The following is an 18,745-nucleotide window of genomic DNA, read 5'->3' as shown; positions in this document are numbered from 1 at the left end:
AATTTAATTTTTTACTTATATTGATTTTTAGAGTGAAATAATGTAAAATATTTAAGGATAAGCTAAATTTTTTGGACATAAAAAAGGGAGGAATTCCACACTATGATGAAGAGAATGTACAAAAAAGCTGTATTGTTTTTTATTACAATCATCAGTCTTTTATGTATAATATTTCCATTAGAGAGCTCGTCTGCTCTAACAAGGAGTAGGAATGATATCGATTTATCTAATATCAATTTATATCAGTTCGCTTTGAGACAGGAAAATATGGAAATTTTGAGTCAAAATGGCTCAGTAGTAAAGGATGTTGTGCCAGCTAATGGTAACTGGAAGAATAGTACAGTATTTTCATTAAAGGTAGATAAAACAAAGGAAAATCAGGATTTTTCAGAACCACTTGCTCTGAAGTTTACTAATGCAGGTACAGTTTATGATAAGGTTGTGGATGTATATATCACCGTTAATAGTGTGACAACACATCTTGCGTCTAAAAATGATGATTATAATAACAGCGCAAAAACAGTTGTCCCTTTTTTAACAGTGGACGAAAATTGGGGGACGAAATCAATCCAAATAATGGATTATATCTATCCTTCTCATCCTACCGTCACTCATGATATGTATCAAACTTATTGGTTCGATGCTAATGTAACAGCTGAGTTGAGATATCAGGATGGCACGCCTTGTGATTTAAAGATGGTTATGAACCCTTCTGATATTGATGTTATTAGTAGGGGTCTAAAAGAGTCATTCTCGTTATATAATATTGACAATACGATTGATAAGATAGTGGAGAATAACGCCAACAATCTTAACGAGTCTACTAGTGGGAATAAAACAACATGGTTACCTACAAACCCTGCTGGAACAAGTGGGGATTGGAATGAGCATAATATAACGGGTCTTGCAGTTCGATCAGTAGATAATAAAATGTCCTTTTCTTATGGAACAACGGCTGTGTGTGGTGGACTCTTTGGGTTCTACACTGAGGTGCCCTCTACACCGCCTACAAAAGAAGTAGATAAAAACGCTATTACACCAGTAGTTGGTCAGGAGTTGACGTATACAACTAAATACAAGATGCCGATTCCAGGTAAGGATGTTATCGATGACCTAACTTCCATGAAGATGATTGATACTTTTGATGAACGATTAGACTATAAGAGTCTGACTGTTCAGCTTGAAGGACAGACCTTAACGGAAGGAACGGATTATACTGTAACGGTTGAGAAACAAAAGGTGACAGTTACTATTGATCAAAAACATCTAAAACGAGGCAATGGTGGCCAGAATTATACGATTACCTATAAGACGGTAACAAATGATAAAATTCTCCAAAACGGTACAGAAATTGAGAACCGTGTTACTCAAGAGATAGACAATGTTCCGTCTCACTCAAACACTGTTACGACAAAGGTTTTATATAAGAAAACGCATGAATTTATCAGTGGTACACCAGATAAAACTTTACCACAAGCCGTTCTAGATTTATTACCAGCAGATCAATTAAATATTCCAAATGGAACAACCGTGACACCGGATCAACCCAAAAATGGTATTACAAAAGTCAGCGTTCCTGAAGGTAATTGGGTCTTTAAGGGATATGATAAAAATTCTGAGGTTATCAATAACAAAGACGCTCATTTTATTGGGAAATGGGTTATTGAAGAATATACCAAACCTGTTAAAGATGTTCAAAATGATTCAGGTACAACGATTAATGGTAAAACCGTCCAACCGGGAGATGTTTTAACCTATACTATAAAATATACCAATACAACTGATAGTGATCGTGATGTTACTATAACAGATACTATTCCAAAGCTAACAACCTATGTAGATAATTCTGCAGATAATAGTGGTGCATATGCTGATGGTAAACTTACTTGGGTAAAAAGAGTTTTGAAGGATGAGACCTTCGTAGTTACATTTAAAGTAAGAGTAAACGAGAACGTTGATGGTGAGGAAATTATCAACACTGGGCATGTGAGTGATGGATTAATGGATGTGGATACCAATCCAACTAATAATCCAACGCCTAAAAAACCTAAAAAAGATGTTGTAAATGATTCAAATATTAGTATTGATGGTGAAAAAGTTCAGTGGGGGCAGGTTCTAACTTACACAGTAACTTACCAGAACACAACTGGAGAGTCACGTGATGTTACTATAACAGATACTATTCCTAAGTACACCACTTATATTGAAGACTCGGTAGACAATGAGGGAACATTCACTAATGGTAAGATTACTTGGACAAAGAATGTTGCTAACGGCGAAATCTTCAAGGTGTCCTTTAAAGTGAAAGTTAATGATGATGCTAATGATAAATTGATTGAGAACACAGCCCAAGTAGCATCTGGAGACAATGAAGTTAAAACCAATACAACGAAAAATTCAACGCCAACTAGAACCAGTGTCAAAGTGACAAAAGTGTGGGATGATTACAATGATAAATATAAAAAACGTCCACAATCTATTGTCGTTAACCTATTAGCAGATGGTGAAGTTATTCAAACTGCGACGATTGTTGCTGATGCAAATGGAAATTGGATGCATGAATTTACTAATTTACCAGAATATACAAGTAATGACAAAAAGATAGATTATACTGTTAGTGAAGATGTAGTTAAGGGTTATGATACAACATACTCTGCTAACAATAATGGAAATATAACAATCACAAATACTGTTCAAAAGGAATATGGTTTGCCTGGAACAGGAGGTAAGGGAGTATTGTTATATATGATTGTTGGAGGAATAATGATCGTAGTTTCAGTTATTCTTTTAGTTTTACGTCGTAAGCAACACGTAAGAAAATATTAATTACGATCTGTTCTTTATAAAAAATAAAATAATTTATTTCAAGGAGAATAAACATGAAAAAAATAAAATGGGCATTAATAGGCTTTGTAGCTGTATTAATGATGATTGTTAGCAATAAGGTATTTGCTAGTGATACCTATACGGTGACCTTAAATGGAACAACAACAGGTCATACTTATGAAGTTTACCAAATCTTTAGTGGGGACTTATCGAATAGTACTCTTTCAAATATAAAATGGGGGAAGGGTGTCAGTGCAGCTGGACAAACAGCCCTTGGTGATGCCGTGGCTAAAGCTGAGAGTTTAGATGGGAAGGCTACAGATGCGACAGAAGCAAAGCAATTTGCTAAAGATGTTGCATTATATCTGCAGACCCCTTCTGCAACAGTAGTAAGTACAGAGACAACAACAATCATTTCAGGTTTATCTGCAGGATACTACTTGATCAAAGATAAAGAAGGAACGCAAAATGGTACTAATGATGCGTATACTCGCTTTATTCTAGAGGTGGTTAAGAATACACAAGCAAAATTGAAATCAGATGTTCCCAAAATTGAAAAGAAAGTTCAATCAGGAGATGATTATCGTGATGCAGCTAGTTATGCAATTGGAGAGTCAATACCTTATCAATTGACAGCTACATTGCCAAGCAATTATGAATCCTATAAAGAATACTATCTTTCATTTAATGATTCATTGTCTTCTGGTTTAACTTATAATAATGATGCGAAAGTCTATGTTGTGAATGGTTCTACTGAGCAGGAAATAACAAACAAATTTACAATTGCTGCGGATGGTTCAAGTTATGTAGTGAATGACTTGAAAACTGTGTCAGAAGATGATCGCGGTCAAACAGTAAATATTACAAAAGATTCAAAGATTGTTGTGCGCTATACAGCGAAACTTAATGAAAGTGCAGTAATTGGATCAACAGGAAATTCAAATACAGCTAGCTTAACCTATTCAAACAATCCAAATAGTACAGGTGGTGGAAGTAAGGGAGTGACACCAAAGGATAAAGTTGTTGTCTTTACTTATCAAGTCATTGTAAATAAAGTGGGTCAAGATTCAAGAACTCCTCTTAAAGGAGCAGGTTTCACACTTTATAAAAAAGATTCTACTGGAGTCTACAATAAAGTAGAAGAGATAACAGCCGGCGAAACTACGACTTTTACATTTAAAGGTCTTAATGTTGGCGATTATAAACTTTCTGAGACGGTTACACCTGCTGGTTATAATACAATTGCAGACGTAGAGTTTACAATTTCTGCTGATGTAGATAAAGCGTCTGATAACCCAATTTTAAATACATTAGAGGCGACGTCAACGTCTACTAATAAACTGGTGTTTACTTCTAATATTGCCGATGGGTCATTAACTACTACAGTTGTCAATAAGAAAGGTTCAATTCTTCCTTCAACAGGTAGTGTTGGAACAACAATGCTGTATGTTATGGGTTCACTCTTAGTGATTGGAGCAGGAATTTTACTAGCTGTAAGAAAGAAAACAAATAATTAAGATTATAAAAAGGAGATAGTTTATAATATCTATCTCCTTCATTTGATTAAAAGGGGGTGAGGTGTCCGGTATGATTTCTTTTATTAAGAGGCAATTTGTTACTATTTTGTTGATTGTCCTTTTATTAAGTGGTTTATCGTTAATATTATATCCAACATTTAGTGATATTTGGAATTCTTATCACCAGTCGGAAGCCATCGCATCCTATAAGCGTGATGTAGAAATAATAAATCAACAAGAAAAAGATAAACAACTGTCTGAAGCGGAACTGTACAATAAGCAGTTACCTATCGGTGTCAATCCTCACCTCAATCTTACCAAAGATGAGGAGGAAAGGTACAACACAACATTGGATATTACTGGTACTGGAATCATGGCTTATGTGGAAATACCAAAATTAAACACCAAGCTCCCAATTTACCATGGTACTGATGAAGCTGTGTTGGAGATAGCAATTGGACACATTGCGGGGACATCCCTTCCTATTGGAGGGGTGGGAACACATTCTGTTATTTCGGGACATCGTGGTCTCCCTTCGGCAAAACTATTTACAAATTTAAATGAGCTGGAAAATGGAGATACGTTTATGATTCATATTTTAGATAAAACTCTAATTTATGAAGTGGATCAGAGTTTAACGGTACTTCCTGAAGATTTATCTGCTCTACAAATAGATCCTCAAAAAGATTATTGTACTCTGGTTACATGTACTCCTTATGGTGTTAATACTCATCGTTTATTGGTTAGAGGACATAGGGTATTTAAAGAGGGACTGAGTGAATCAAAAGATTCAGTAGCAGACTCTTCGTTTATACGTATTTCTCTAACTATAATGCTAATCATCTTTGCCTTTGCTTTAATATTTATCTATTATAGGAAAAAGAAATATCAGCAGACTTATAGACGATCAAAAAGAGGGAGACGCTAATTTTCAAAACTACAATTAGAGATAACTATACTGTTTTTATAAGGAATTTTCTTTTGGTTCCTAATAGGAGAAGACCCCGTCCCAGACCACTTTTCCCTCAAATGAAATCAAGAAGAAAAATAAACCCAACATCATTTGATGTTGGGTTTTCTTGCTTATTTCAACGCTTTTTGAGCGTCTTCAATCATGAGTTTAGTTGATTCAAGTCCGCCACCACTTAGATACCAGAGGTCTGGTGTTAGTTGGATAATTTTACCGTTTTTAGCGGCAGGAGTTTCAGCGATAAGGGCATTTTCTAGGACGCCGTCGTTGCTTGAGTTGTCACCGCCTATGGCAAGGGTACGGTTGATGACAAAGAGGATGTCAGGATTGATTTCTTTGACACTTTCAAAGCTGACTTCTTGTCCGTGGCGTGAGTCTTCAAATTGAGTATCAGTTGGCTTGAATTTCAAGGTTTGGTACAAGAAAGAGAAACGAGATTGGGCACCAAAGGCAGCCATTTTTCCTTCATTGAGGAGGATAGCAAGGGCTTTTTTGTCAGAACTTTCGTTTTTAGTTGCGACTTCTTGGATGCTCTTGTCTAGGTTGGATAATTCTTCCTTGGCTTTCTGTGTACCAGTTTCACCAAAGGCGCTTGCTAAGGATTCGATGTTGGCCTTGGTAGAAGTCCAGTAGTCGTCCTTACTTGCTTGGAAGAGAACAGTTGGAGCAATTTCTTTGAACTTGTCTACGAATTTTTGGGTACGTGGAGAAGCTATAATTAGATCTGGTTCAAGAGCAGCAATAGCTTCTAGGTCTGGCTCAACCATGGAACCCACATTGTTGACATTTCCTGCAAGATCTTTTAGGTAAGTCGGAACAGTTTTTGTAGGCATTCCAACGATATTCTTTTCAAAACCTAAAGCGCGAATGGTATCCGCAGCACCGAGGTCGAAGACAACGATTTTTTCAGGAACCTTTGAAAGTTTGACCTCGTCTAGTGAACTTTTAATGGTTATCTCTGTTGGAGCAGAGCTACTTGTATCTGTCTGGTTAGTGCTTGAGTTTGTATTTGTACTACATGCACCAAGTAGAAGCAAGAAGCTGGCCGCTAGGGCAGTGAGATAAAGTTTAAGGGATGTTTTCATGATTTCTCCTTTTTAAAATGTGATAACGATGTAGGGGTCTCTTAGATAGGCTTGTTAGCTAAGAGACAGAGGGTTCTCTAACATGAGTTCAGAATAGTTAGCTATAGATACAGATCTTTTTGCCATTGATATCCGCCAGCGTGATGGGAATCTCATAGAGTTGACTGAGCAGGTCAGCCTGCATGATTTGAGTAGTCGTTCCCTTGCAAAAGACTTGGCCGTCTTTAAAGGCAACAATTTCATCCGCATACTGACTGGCCATGTTGATATCGTGGAGGACGATGATAATGGTCTTGCCTAGTTCCTCCACCAGTCGCTTGAGAATCTGCATCATGCTGACACTTTGCTTAATATCGAGATTGTTGAGCGGTTCGTCTAGCAAGATAAAGTCTGTATCCTGGGCTAGTACCATGGCGATAAAGACACGTTGCAGCTGTCCACCAGACAGACTATCGATGTAGCGGTCTTTTAAGTTGGTCAGTTCCAGATAGTCCAGAGTTTCTCGGATCTTTTCCCAGTCTTCTGCCTTCAGTCGTCCACGGCTGTAGGGAAAACGTCCAAAACTGACCAGTTCTTCTACAGTCAATTTGGCTTGGTAATTGATTTTCTGCTTTAGGATGGTCAGCTCTTGGGCCAGTTCTTGCGAATTCCAGCTCTCAATTTCACGACCTTTAATACTGAGAACCCCCTGATCTTTCTTGGTCAGTCTGCTCATAATGGAGAGGAGAGTTGATTTTCCAGCACCATTTGGACCAATGAAGGCTGTCAGTTTCTGAGGACTGACTTCAAGCGAAATGCCTTGCAAAATATCCTGTTTTTGAATGGATTTGTCAATGTTTTCCAGTTTCACCGACGCGCCCTCCTATAAAGTAAGATAAAGAATAAGAAACCACCCACACTCTCGATGATCATGCTGATGCGAATTTCCAGCGCAAAGACTCGTTCGATGAGGGCTTGCCCCAAGGTCAAACTGATAAATCCAATCAGAATAGCCACGATAAAGAGTAACTTGTGCCGATAATCTTTGACAATCAGGTAAGTGAGATTGGCCAGCATAAAGCCGAAGAAGGCCATAGGCCCTACCAAGGCAGTAGCTGTTGAGGTCAAGAGCACGATGCCCCAGAGGAGCTCTCTCTGTTCTTTTTCAACATCCAGTCCCAGTATCTGAGCCGTTTCTCTTTGCAGGTGCAAGACATCCAGAACAACAGCTTTTCGAAAGAAAAAGATTGCTAAGGCGAGGATGATTAGTGAACCGATGGCTAGGATGGAAGTGTTGAGATGCTGAAAGGAGGCAAAGAGACTGTTCTGCAGTTTATCGTATTCATTTGGATCCATCAGAACTTGGAGGAAGGTACTGATATTTCGAAAGAGACTTCCGAGGGCTAGGCAGATTAGCAGAATGAAGACCAGATCTTGCTTCATCAGCGTTTTCAAGTAGCCTTGTAAGGCGAGGAAAAAGAGGGATTGAAGCAGAAGCAAGATTAGAAATTCTAAGATTGGAGACTTTCCAAGCTGTAGAAATTTGCTTTCAAAAACCAGCAGCAGGGTCTGTAGCAAGACATAGAAGGATTCGATTCCCAAAATACTTGGCGTCAGAAAGCGATTTTCCGTCAGGGTTTGAAAACTAATGGTCGAAATCCCTGTCGCGATGGCTACCAAGAGATAAACGATGATTTTTTGGGAACGCAGTTTCCAAGCAAAGACAGATAGGTGACTAATAGGCCAAAAGTAGAGGAGACAAACTCCGATGGCCAGAATAATGAGAAGGCAGAAGAGCCTGGTATGTTTGCTTTTAAACTTCATCCTTTTGTCCCCCTCTCCAGAGAAGTAGGATAAAGACGAGACTACCGATGATTCCTAGTAGGAGACTGACAGACAGCTCATAGGGCCGAATCAAGACTCGAGAGAGGATGTCGCAGGTCAGAACCAGATTGGCTCCGACCAGTGCGACGATGAGTTTGGTTTGACTCAAATTATCTCCATAGCGCTTACGGACAAGATTGGGAACGATAACCCCGAGAAAAGGCAAGGCACCCACGGTAATCATGGTGACGCTTGTCGTTAGCGCCACCAGAAAGAGGGCAAGTTTTTCAAGTAGGGAGTAGGAAATTCCCAAACTCTCACTGGTTTCTTTTCCTAGATTCATGATGGTAAAGGTTTGGGATAATTTCCAAACGGCTATCAGGATAATGAGGCCTAAGAAGAGCCACTCATACTGATGAGTCTGAATCATGGAGAAGGAGCCTTGGGTCCAAGTAGTCATACTCTGAACCAGATTGAAACGATAGGCGATAACTTCTGTGATAGAACCGATAATCCCACTATAGATGATCCCGATCAAGGGCAACATCCACCTTTCTTTTATAGAAAAAATAGTCATAAAGGCCAGGAAGAAGAGAGTAAATAAGATGGATGAGCCAAAAGCAAAGAGCATCTTTTGGGTCAGACTCGCAGATGGAAAGACAAAGAGGCTCAACACCATTCCCAGTTTGGCGGCTTCGGTCGTTCCGACTGTGCTTGGTGCAGCAAACTGATTTTGAGTGATGGTCTGCATGAGGAGTCCTGCCATGCTCATACTAGAGGCTGCAAGCAGAATACTGATGGTTCTTGGAAGACGCGACTCTTGAAAGAGAAGCCAAGTCTGTTGGTCAAAAGCAAAGAATTTTTCCCAAGAAAAATCACTGGTTCCAATGGTAATGGAGAGAAAGACCAGGAGTAGAAGTAAGCCTGTTAAAATATGAGAAAGTTTCATGCCCCGTCCTTTCATGTAGATTTGCTATAAAAATACCCTTGGAGATAATGTAACACGATTTCTTTAATCTGTCAATAAATTTTCTGACAATTTAATGTAAAAAGAAAGAAAAATTTCTGAAATTACATCTGCCCCTCTCTTATATAGGATAAACTAGTAAAAACTAATCCAATTTCCCACTATCCTTCTCCTATAAAAAGTGGTAAAATGGAGGACAGAAAGAAGGAACTGATATGACAACATTATTTTCAAAAATCAAAGAAGTAACAGAGCTTGCTGCGATCTCAGGTCATGAAGCGCCTGTCCGGACTTATCTTCGTGAGAAGTTGACACCGCACGTGGATGAAGTAGTGACAGATGGATTAGGTGGTATTTTTGGTATCAAACATTCAGAAGCTGCCGATGCGCCCCGTGTTTTGGTCGCTTCTCATATGGACGAAGTTGGTTTTATGGTCAGCGAGATTAAGCCAGATGGTACCTTCCGTGTCGTTGAAATCGGTGGCTGGAATCCAATGGTAGTCAGCAGCCAACGCTTCAAACTCTTTACTCGTGACGGTCGTGAAATTCCTGTGATTTCAGGTTCTGTCCCTCCACATTTGACACGTGGAACAGGTGGACCAACCATGCCAGCTATTTCGGATATCATTTTTGATGGTGGGTTTGCAGACAAGGCTGAGGCAGAAAGCTTTGGAGTCCGTCCTGGAGACACTATCGTTCCAGATAGTAGTGCAATCCTAACAGCCAATGAAAAAAATATCATTTCTAAAGCTTGGGACAACCGCTACGGTGTTCTCATGGTGAGCGAGTTAGCTCAAGCCCTTTCAGGTCAAAAACTCGGAAATGAACTCTATCTTGGCTCGAACGTCCAAGAAGAGGTTGGTCTTCGTGGCGCTCATACTTCTACAACTAAGTTTGACCCAGAAGTCTTCCTAGCAGTTGACTGTTCACCTGCTGGTGATGTCTACGGTGGCCAAGGCAAGATTGGGGATGGCACCTTGATTCGTTTCTATGATCCAGGTCACTTGCTTCTCCCAGGCATGAAGGATTTCCTTTTGACAACGGCCGAAGAAGCTGGCATCAAGTATCAATATTACTGTGGAAAAGGTGGAACGGACGCTGGGGCAGCTCATCTGAAAAATGGTGGTGTCCCATCCACAACTATAGGTGTCTGCGCTCGTTATATCCATTCTCACCAAACTCTCTACGCGATGGATGACTTCTTAGAAGCCCAAGCTTTCTTGCAAGCTTTGGTGAAAAAATTGGATCGTTCAACGGTTGATTTGATTAAACATTATTAAACATAAGGGAGGTGCCGGATGGTAGAACCAAACCTAGAAAGCCTTATAAAAGACCTCTACAACCATGCCCGTCAGGGTTTGAGTGAAGATTTAGTTGCTGCTCTCCTAGAGACTGCTAAAAAACTACCTACTACAAATGAGCAATTACTAGCAGTCCGTCTCTCAGGACTGGTCACCCGTGAATTGCTCATCAATCCCAAACACCCAGCACCTGAGTTGATCAACTTGGCTCGCTTTATCAAAAGAGAAGAAGCTAAGTACAGAGGAACCGCGGTTTCTGCTATTATGTTTGGTGAACTCTTTAAAATGCTTTGATTCCATTGAGAATCAAAGCATTTTTTATATGTCAGAAAAGCCATTCTTGATGAGTAGACGAAAAAAGCCATCCCATTCAGGATAGCTTTTTGTTTATTAGATTTGTTCAGCGATAACCTTTTCAGCTAGGTTCATTGCATGGTCAGACACACGAGTGTAGTGGGAAATGATGTCGATAAAGTTGACTCCAGCTTGTGTAGAACACTCACCCTTGTTAAGGCGTTTGATGTGGGTCTTTCTGAGAACGCGTTCCATATTGTTGATTTCTTTATGGCGTTCAATCAAACTTTGAGCTTTTTCAATATCATTGTTTTCCACAGTATCAAGGGCGTCTTTGATAAATGCAGTTGTTGCTTGATAAATCTCAGCTAATTCCTCCAAAGCAGCATCAGAAAATTGAACATTCTTACGTTGGAGGTAGTCTGTTAGGTTGATTAACCCTTCTGCGTGGTCTCCAATCCGTTCCAAATCACGTGATGAGTCAAGAATATTGGTTAAAATTTCACTTTCCTTTTGACTCAAGGATTCGCTTGAAAGGCTAATCAGGTAACGAGTGAGTTTTTCGTCAATTGTGTTAATTGCTTCTTCAGTCTTATGGCCTTTCTCAGCTAGTTTTTCATCTAGATTGACGATGTAGTCGTAGGAAAGGTCAAAAGCTTTTGCAGCATAGTTCCCCAAGTGAAGAAGTTCTTTTTTGGCATTTCCTAGAGCGATAGAAGGAGCCTGCTTGATGAGTTGTTCATCCAAGTAGAGAGCCTCGTATTTAACAACTTCATCTTCACCAGGAATGAGCTTGGTAACAATGTAAGCCAAGGCGCCGATGAATGGGAACTGGATAATGGTATTTGTAATATTAAAGGTTCCGTGGGCAAAGGCAATGGTCATTTCTGGAGCTAGATTGAGTGCAGATTCAAACCATTGAATCAAGCCAGTGAAAGGTACAAGGAAGACAATACAGATAACCGTACCAATCACGTTAAAGGCGACATGGGCACCAGCAACACGTTTGGCAGCGATATTGGCTCCAAGAGAAGCAATGATGGCTGTAATGGTTGTCCCGATATTATCACCAAACAAGACTGGTAGGGCACCTTGAAGGTCAATCAAACCACTTGCGTACAGGTTCTGTAAGATACCGATAGTTGCGGAAGAAGCCTGAATGAGTAGGGTCAGTCCAGTTCCGACAAAGACACCTAGAATAGGACTCTTACTTAGTTCAACCATGTAGTCTCTAAAGACTTGCAGGTCTTTTAGGGGCTCCATTGCACCGCTCATAAGATTGAGAGCGAAGAAGATACCTCCTACACCAAAGATAATCCGTCCAATGTTATTGATGGAGCGATTCTTGGTGAAGAAGAGACAAACTGCTCCGATAAAGAGCATAGGTAAGGCGTAATCTCCTAGCTTAAAACCGATGATAAAGGATGTAACGGTGGTTCCAATATTGGCACCCATGACAATACCAATAGCCTGACGCAAGGTCAAAAGTCCTGCACTTACTAGTCCCACTGTAATGACTGTAACACCAGAACTTGATTGAATCAGCGCCGTCATACCGATACCAACCAGCACACCGAAGAAGGGATTGCTGGTATATTTGTCAATGTAAAAACGAAGGCGATCTCCAGCAGCTTGTTGCAAACCGTCTCCCATGGTCTTGATACTATATAAGAATAGCCCCAGACCACCTAAAAAGTGAAATAAAATTTCCTGCCAATTAATGGACATTTCTTTTTCCTCCGAAAAATAATAACGGAATTTCTCCTATTCTATTTTAAAGGATAAAAGTAAATCTCACAAGTGCTTAGCTGAAATTTTCATAAGAAACAAGAAATTTCTTTTAAAATGAGAGATAGATTCTCATTAAGATAGATGATTTATAGGATTGTGTCTAAATTTTACTGATTATTATCCTAGTTATAGTTTTTATGTTAAAAAGATTGACATCGCTTTCATATAGGATAGAATGAAGATGCTCCTGTTCTGGTGGTGTGCACTGAGAACAGTTGCTTTTTATCTAAAAAGTAAAGCGCTTACTTTATATTTTATTAGGAGGATAAGATGAAAAATCTATTTTTTGAAAAACGTTGCCGTTACAGTATTCGTAAGTTGTCAATCGGGGCTTGTTCCTTGATGATTGGTTCAGCCCTATTTGCGAGCCCAGCTCTTGCGGAACAGGTCGGTGTCCCTGAAACAGCTGCAAATACGAGCGCCCAAGTTACAAGCACTAGTGAAACAGCGAGTCCAGATACTGCAGCTCTCGAAAAACAATTAGAGGAAACTGAAAACAAAGTAGCAGAGCAACCAATTTCAGAAAACACTCCAGCAATAACTGATTTGGTTAATGAAAAAGAAGAGGCAAAGCCAGCTTCGACAGATAAAGCTGAAAAACCTACTCAACCAACTGATAAAGAAGAAGTCAAGCCTGAGGAAGCTCCTCAAGTAGTTGACAATAAAGCCGACAAACCAAGTCTAGCAGACGTTCCTAAAAATGAAGAGAAGAGTCTCCGACCAAAAGAAATCAAATTTGATACTTGGGAAGATTTGTTGAAATGGGAACTAGGTGCGCGTGAGGATGATCCCATCAATCGTTCCTCAGTTGAACTCGCCAAGCGCCACAGAGGTCAGTTGGTTAACGAAAAAGCAAGCAGAAGAGCTAAAGTTCAGGCGCTAGCAAATACCAACTCGAAAGCTAAAGACCATGCTTCTGTTGGTGGAGAAGAATTCAAGACCTATGCTTTTGACTACTGGCAATACTTGGATTCAATGGTCTTCTGGGAAGGCCTAGTCCCTACTCCAGATGTCATTGATGCCGGGCACCGCAACGGAGTTCCCGTTTATGGAACCCTCTTTTTCAACTGGTCAAATAGCATTGCTGACCAAGAGAAATTTGCCGCTGCCTTGAAACAAGATGAAGATGGCACTTTCCCAATTGCACGCAAACTCGTTGATCTCGCTAAATACTATGGCTTTGATGGTTATTTCATCAACCAAGAAACAACGGGGGAATTGGTAGCGCCTCTTGGTGAAAAAATGCGCCAATTCATGCTCTATACAAAAGAATACGCAGCTAAGGTCAACCACCCAATCAAGTATGCTTGGTACGATGCCATGACTTACAAATATGGCCGTTACCACGAAGATGGCCTTGGTGATTATAACTACCAGTTTATGCAAAAAGAAGGTGACAAGGTCCCTGCAGATCAATTCTTTGCCAATTTCAACTGGAACAAGGAAAAGAATGATCACTCTGTAGAGATGGCAAAATGGCTGGAACGTAGTCAATATGATGTCTTTGCAGGATTGGAATTGCAACAAGGTGGCTCTTATAAGACCAAAGTCAACTGGGATGCCCTCTTGGATGAAAAAGGCAAGTTGCGTTTGTCACTTGGACTCTTTGCACCAGATACGATTACCAGTCTAGGGAAAACAGGAGAAGACTATCACAAGAACGAAGACATCTTCTTCACAGGTTACCAAGGAGATCCGACAGCTCAAAAACCAGCGGACAAAGAGTGGTATGGAATTGCCAATTTAGTTGCGGACCGCACACCAGCAGTAGGACGCACCTTTACTACCTCTTTTAATACAGGTCATGGTAGAAAGTGGTTTGTAGACGGCAAAGTTTCTAAGGATTCTGAGTGGAACTACCGTTCTGTTTCAGGTGTCTTGCCAACATGGCGCTGGTGGCAGACTTCAACAGGGGAAAAACTTCATGCAGAATATGACTTTACAGATGGCTACAATGGCGGAAACTCCCTTAAATTCTCAGGTGATGTAGTGGGTAAGACGGACCAAGATGTGAATTTGTATTCTACTAAACTAGAAGTAACGGAGAAAACCAAACTTCGGGTTGCCCACAAGGGAGGAAAAGGCTCGAAAGTTTATATGGCCTTCTCTACGACTCCAGACTACAAATTTGAGGATGCGGAGGCATGGAAAGAACTGACTCTTTCTGACAACTGGACAAATGAAGAATTTGACCTTAGCTCACTAGCAGGTAAAACCATCTATGCAGTTAAACTCTTCTTCGAACATGAAGGTGCTGTAAAAGATTATCAGTTCAACTTAGGTCAATTAACAATTTCAGATAACCACCAAGCACCACAAGCGCCGACGGGACTTTCTGTTGTGAAACAATCTCTCAAGAATGCCCAAGAAGCTGAAGCAGTGGTCCAGTTTGCGGGTAACCAAGATGCAGATTTCTATGAAGTCTACGAAAAAGATGGGGATAACTGGCGTTTGTTAACAGGATCATCTGCTTCCACTATCTACTTGCCAAAAGTTAGCCGCTCTGCTAATGCGACTGGTACGACTCAGGAATTGAAAGTCGTTGCAGTTGGTAAAAATGGACTTCGTTCTGAAGCGGCGACGGCATCCCTCAACTGGGGCATGACGGTTCAGGATACAACTCTCCCAAGACCTTTGGCTAAAAATATTGTTCCAGGGGCAACGGTTATTGGTAGCACTTTCCCAAATACTGAAGGTGGAGAAGGCATCGAAGGTATGTTGAACGGTACCATTACTAGCTTGTCAGATAAGTGGTCTTCAGCTCAGTTGAGTGGTAGTGTAGATATTCGCTTGACCCAACCACGCCGTGTTGTTAGATGGGTCATGGATCATGCAGGAGCTGGAGGTGAGTCTGTTAACGATGGTTTGATGAACACCAAGGACTTTGATCTTTACTACAAGGATACAGATGGTGAGTGGAAGCTAGCTAAGGAAGTTCGTGGCAATAAAGCGCACGTGACGGATATCACCCTTGATAAACCAATCACCGCTCAAGACTGGCGTCTAAAAGTTATCACATCTGATAACGGAACACCTTGGAAAGCCATTCGTATCTACAACTGGAAGATGTACGAAACGCTAGATACAGAAAGTCAAAATATTCCAATGGCTAAGGTAGCTGCCCGTTCACTTGGAAATCATAAAGTTCAACTCGGTTTCTCTGATGTTCCAGCAGGTGCAACCATCACCATTTACGATAAGGCAGATTCACAAACACCAATTGCAACTTTGAAGTCTGAAAATGGTGGCGACTTGGCAACAGCACCATTGGGCTTTGACAAGCAACCAACTCTCCTCTACTATCGTACCCAACTACCTGGCAAAGAAATCAGTAACACCTTGGCTATAGCGATTCCGCAGGATGAAAGAAAAATTAAATCTGTCAGCCTTGAAAAAGGACTTAGGAAGACAGTTTATAAAGAGGGAGAAAAACTTGACCTCAGAGGCGGAACACTCCGTGTTCAATACGAAGGGGGACAAGCTGACGAGTTGATTAACCTTACTCATTCAGGTGTGACTGTATCTGGCTACGACGCTCATCAAAAAGGGGAACAGAAGCTCACAGTCAGCTACCTTGGACTTCCAGTTACTGGTGACTTGAAGGTACAAGTGACTGGTCAAGATGAAGGGAAGCCGAAAGAAGTAGCAGGTTTGTACATTACTCAGAAACCGAAAACGGACTATCTAGTAGGAGAGCAACTGGATCTTGCAGAAGGTCGCTTCAGCGTTCTCTATGATGATGAGACAGAAGAAAGTCATGCCTTTACAGACCAAGGTGTTGAAATCACGGGCTACGATGCTCAAAAGACTGGACGTCAGACCTTGACCTTGCATTACAAGGGGCACACCGCTGAGTTTGATGTTTTGGTTTCTCCAAAAGTAGCTGTCAACGATGAGTACCTCAAACAAGAAATCACTGCTGCCCAAGGCCGTCAGTCAACCCTTGCCTACACCTTCTCTAGCGAGGACAAACAAGCAGTACTAGTAGAGAAGCTCACTGCAGCGAAAACTGTAGCAGAAAACCACAATGCTAGCCAAGAAGAAGTCAACCGGGCTTTGAATGAGTTGAAACAAGCAGGGACAGACTTGGATGGAAATCAACGTTACCAAACTGCCAGAGAAGAATTGGAAGGTTTGCTCGAATCTATCCGTGAAAAAGATCCTAAAGCTGAGTTGATTGAACAAGCAGAAACTTTGTTGGCTTCAGAGATGCCAACTCCACAAGCTTTTGCGGAAATGAAAGAAAAGTTGAATAAGAAACTAGCACCTGCAGAAGAAAGCCGTCATGTTGGAAGCATGGATCCAAATGAAGTGGCTCCAACGGTTGAAGCTCTCCCTGAACTAGTTATTGAAACTGAAACAACGGCCTATGAACGTCAGGAGCGACCAAACGCCGAGCTTCTCAAAGGACAACGCCGTGTTGTGCAAGCTGGAGTTGAAGGTCAAGTTCGTCGCTTTGTAGAAGTCGATGGTCAGGGCAAACGCACTCTACGTTCGACTGAGGTTCTCAAGGAAGCTATCCCAGAAATTGTTGAAGTAGGAACGAAAGAAGAGCAAGTCTCACAAACGAGGGATCAAGCTCTTTCAGCAGCACCAGCAAAAGTTGAAGAAGTAAGTAAAGAGCTTCCAAATACAGGAGCGACAGGAGATGCTAGTCTAGTAGCGCTGGGACTCCTCGGAGTAATGAGTGGCTACGGCTTGCTTGCTGGAAAGAAGAGAGAAGACTAATCGGATTTACGAATCTTGGATTTTCTCATAAAAACTAAAAAACAAGGTTTGACTATAGATTGGTCAGGCCTTGTTTTAACTAGTTTTTCTTTCATTAATTAGTTATTTGGCAAGGTTTTTCTATCTCTTTTGTTGATTTTGTGATATAATTAACACGTATAAAAAAAGAAGGAGTCATATCTAATGGCAAAATTGACTGTTAAAGACGTTGACTTGAAAGGGAAAAAAGTTCTCGTTCGTGTTGACTTCAACGTACCTGTTAAAGATGGCGTGATTACCAATGACAACCGTATCACTGCAGCTCTTCCAACTATCAAGTATATCCTTGAACAAGGTGGACGTGCAATCCTCTTCTCTCACCTTGGACGTGTAAAAGAAGAAGCAGACAAAGAAGGTAAATCACTTGCTCCTGTAGCTGCTGACTTGGCTGCTAAATTGGGACAAGAAGTTAAATTTATCCCAGGTGTTACACGTGGTGCTGAATTGGAAGCAGCAATCAACGCTCTTGAAGATGGACAAGTTCTCTTGGTTGAAAACACTCGTTTCGAAGATGTTGACGGCAAGAAAGAATCTAAAAATGATCCTGAACTTGGTAAATACTGGGCATCACTTGGAGATGGTATCTTCGTAAACGATGCATTCGGTACAGCTCACCGTGCACACGCATCTAACGTTGGTATCTCAGCAAACGTTGAAAAAGCAGTTGCTGGATTCCTTCTTGAAAACGAAATTGCCTACATCCAAGAAGCTGTTGAAGCTCCAGAACGTCCATTCGTGGCTATTCTTGGTGGTTCAAAAGTTTCAGACAAGATCGGTGTTATCGAAAACTTGCTTGAAAAAGCTGATAAAGTTCTTATCGGTGGTGGGATGACTTACACATTCTACAAAGCTCAAGGTATCGAAATCGGTAACTCACTTGTAGAAGAAGACAAATTGGATGTTGCGAAATCTCTTCTTGAAAAAGCAAACGGCAAATTGATCTTACCAGTTGACTCAAAAGAAGCAAACGCATTTGCAGACTACACTGAAGTGAAAGACACTGAAGGTGAAGCAGTTGATCCAGGCTTCCTTGGTTTGGATATCGGTCCAAAATCTATCGCTAAATTCGATCAAGAATTGACTGGTGCGAAGACAGTTGTATGGAACGGACCAATGGGTGTATTTGAAAACCCAGACTTCCAAGCTGGTACAATCGGTGTGATGGATGCTATCGTGAAACAACCAGGTGTGAAATCAATCATCGGTGGTGGTGACTCAGCTGCCGCAGCCATCAACCTTGGTCGTGCAGACAAGTTCTCATGGATCTCTACTGGTGGTGGAGCATCAATGGAACTCCTCGAAGGTAAAGTTCTTCCAGGTCTTGCAGCCTTGACTGAAAAATAAATAGTTTATCTGAAAGAAGATGGTTTAACCATCTTCTTTTTAATTTCATTTATAAATATGTTAGATTTATCGATAAATGA

Annotated in this window: 12 protein-coding genes; 7 read left to right on the top strand and 5 right to left on the bottom strand. The window is 40.8% G+C overall.

The features are described 5' to 3' along the window. Positions 1-102: 102 nt before the first annotated feature. From FOA33_RS07535 to FOA33_RS07525, 3 genes are all read left to right on the top strand, one after another. The gene (locus tag FOA33_RS07535) at positions 103-2,826 is read left to right on the top strand and encodes an Sgo0707 family adhesin (protein WP_221161165.1); all 2,724 of its coding nucleotides are present in this window, start codon (positions 103-105) and stop codon (positions 2,824-2,826) included. Between the two features lie 53 nt (positions 2,827-2,879). After that, on the top strand, positions 2,880-4,343 hold the full coding sequence (locus tag FOA33_RS07530) for an isopeptide-forming domain-containing fimbrial protein (protein ID WP_221161164.1): 1,464 nt from the start codon (positions 2,880-2,882) through the stop codon (positions 4,341-4,343). A gap of 70 nt (positions 4,344-4,413) precedes the next feature. Further along, the gene (locus tag FOA33_RS07525) at positions 4,414-5,271 is read left to right on the top strand and encodes a class C sortase (RefSeq protein WP_084852205.1); all 858 of its coding nucleotides are present in this window, start codon (positions 4,414-4,416) and stop codon (positions 5,269-5,271) included. Positions 5,272-5,426: 155 nt separating this feature from the next. Here the strand turns inward: FOA33_RS07525 and FOA33_RS07520 are convergent, their stop codons facing one another. The 4 genes from FOA33_RS07520 to FOA33_RS07505 all read right to left on the bottom strand — a co-directional run bounded on the left by FOA33_RS07520 (position 5,427) and on the right by FOA33_RS07505 (position 9,150). Beyond that, on the bottom strand, positions 5,427-6,398 hold the full coding sequence (locus FOA33_RS07520) for a siderophore ABC transporter substrate-binding protein (protein WP_221161163.1): 972 nt from the start codon (positions 6,396-6,398) through the stop codon (positions 5,427-5,429). A 97-nt stretch (positions 6,399-6,495) separates the two neighbouring features. Continuing rightward, the gene (locus FOA33_RS07515; RefSeq protein WP_221161162.1) at positions 6,496-7,248 is read right to left on the bottom strand and encodes an iron ABC transporter ATP-binding protein; all 753 of its coding nucleotides are present in this window, start codon (positions 7,246-7,248) and stop codon (positions 6,496-6,498) included. Continuing rightward, a complete protein-coding gene (locus tag FOA33_RS07510) occupies positions 7,245-8,201 on the bottom strand; it encodes an iron chelate uptake ABC transporter family permease subunit (protein WP_221161161.1) in 957 nt (318 codons plus the stop codon). The genes FOA33_RS07515 and FOA33_RS07510 overlap by 4 nt, the downstream gene beginning before the upstream one ends. After that, on the bottom strand, positions 8,191-9,150 hold the full coding sequence (locus tag FOA33_RS07505) for an ABC transporter permease (protein WP_221161160.1): 960 nt from the start codon (positions 9,148-9,150) through the stop codon (positions 8,191-8,193). The genes FOA33_RS07510 and FOA33_RS07505 overlap by 11 nt, the downstream gene beginning before the upstream one ends. A gap of 233 nt (positions 9,151-9,383) precedes the next feature. On the opposite strand from FOA33_RS07505, the gene pepA reads away from it, so the two are divergent. Beyond that, complete coding sequence (gene pepA, locus FOA33_RS07500) at positions 9,384-10,448, top strand: glutamyl aminopeptidase (RefSeq protein WP_221161159.1); 1,065 nt, start codon at positions 9,384-9,386, stop codon at positions 10,446-10,448. Positions 10,449-10,466: 18 nt separating this feature from the next. After that, positions 10,467-10,763, top strand: a complete 297-nt coding sequence (locus FOA33_RS07495) for an enterocin immunity protein (protein ID WP_033606304.1) — start codon at positions 10,467-10,469, stop codon at positions 10,761-10,763. Between the two features lie 96 nt (positions 10,764-10,859). Here the strand turns inward: FOA33_RS07495 and FOA33_RS07490 are convergent, their stop codons facing one another. Next, on the bottom strand, positions 10,860-12,491 hold the full coding sequence (locus FOA33_RS07490) for a Na/Pi cotransporter family protein (protein WP_221161158.1): 1,632 nt from the start codon (positions 12,489-12,491) through the stop codon (positions 10,860-10,862). A 333-nt stretch (positions 12,492-12,824) separates the two neighbouring features. On the opposite strand from FOA33_RS07490, the gene FOA33_RS07485 reads away from it, so the two are divergent. Both FOA33_RS07485 and FOA33_RS07480 read left to right on the top strand, forming a co-directional pair. Then, positions 12,825-17,282, top strand: a complete 4,458-nt coding sequence (locus FOA33_RS07485) for an endo-beta-N-acetylglucosaminidase (RefSeq protein ID WP_221161157.1) — start codon at positions 12,825-12,827, stop codon at positions 17,280-17,282. Positions 17,283-17,465: 183 nt separating this feature from the next. Continuing rightward, a complete protein-coding gene (locus FOA33_RS07480) occupies positions 17,466-18,665 on the top strand; it encodes a phosphoglycerate kinase (RefSeq protein ID WP_070526526.1) in 1,200 nt (399 codons plus the stop codon). The last annotated feature ends 80 nt before the right edge of the window (positions 18,666-18,745 follow it).

Source organism: Streptococcus cristatus, assembly GCF_019685515.1.
Classification (GTDB): domain Bacteria; phylum Bacillota; class Bacilli; order Lactobacillales; family Streptococcaceae; genus Streptococcus.
Note: the sequence above shows the minus strand (reverse complement) of the source record. Positions and strands in the feature narration are given on the sequence as shown.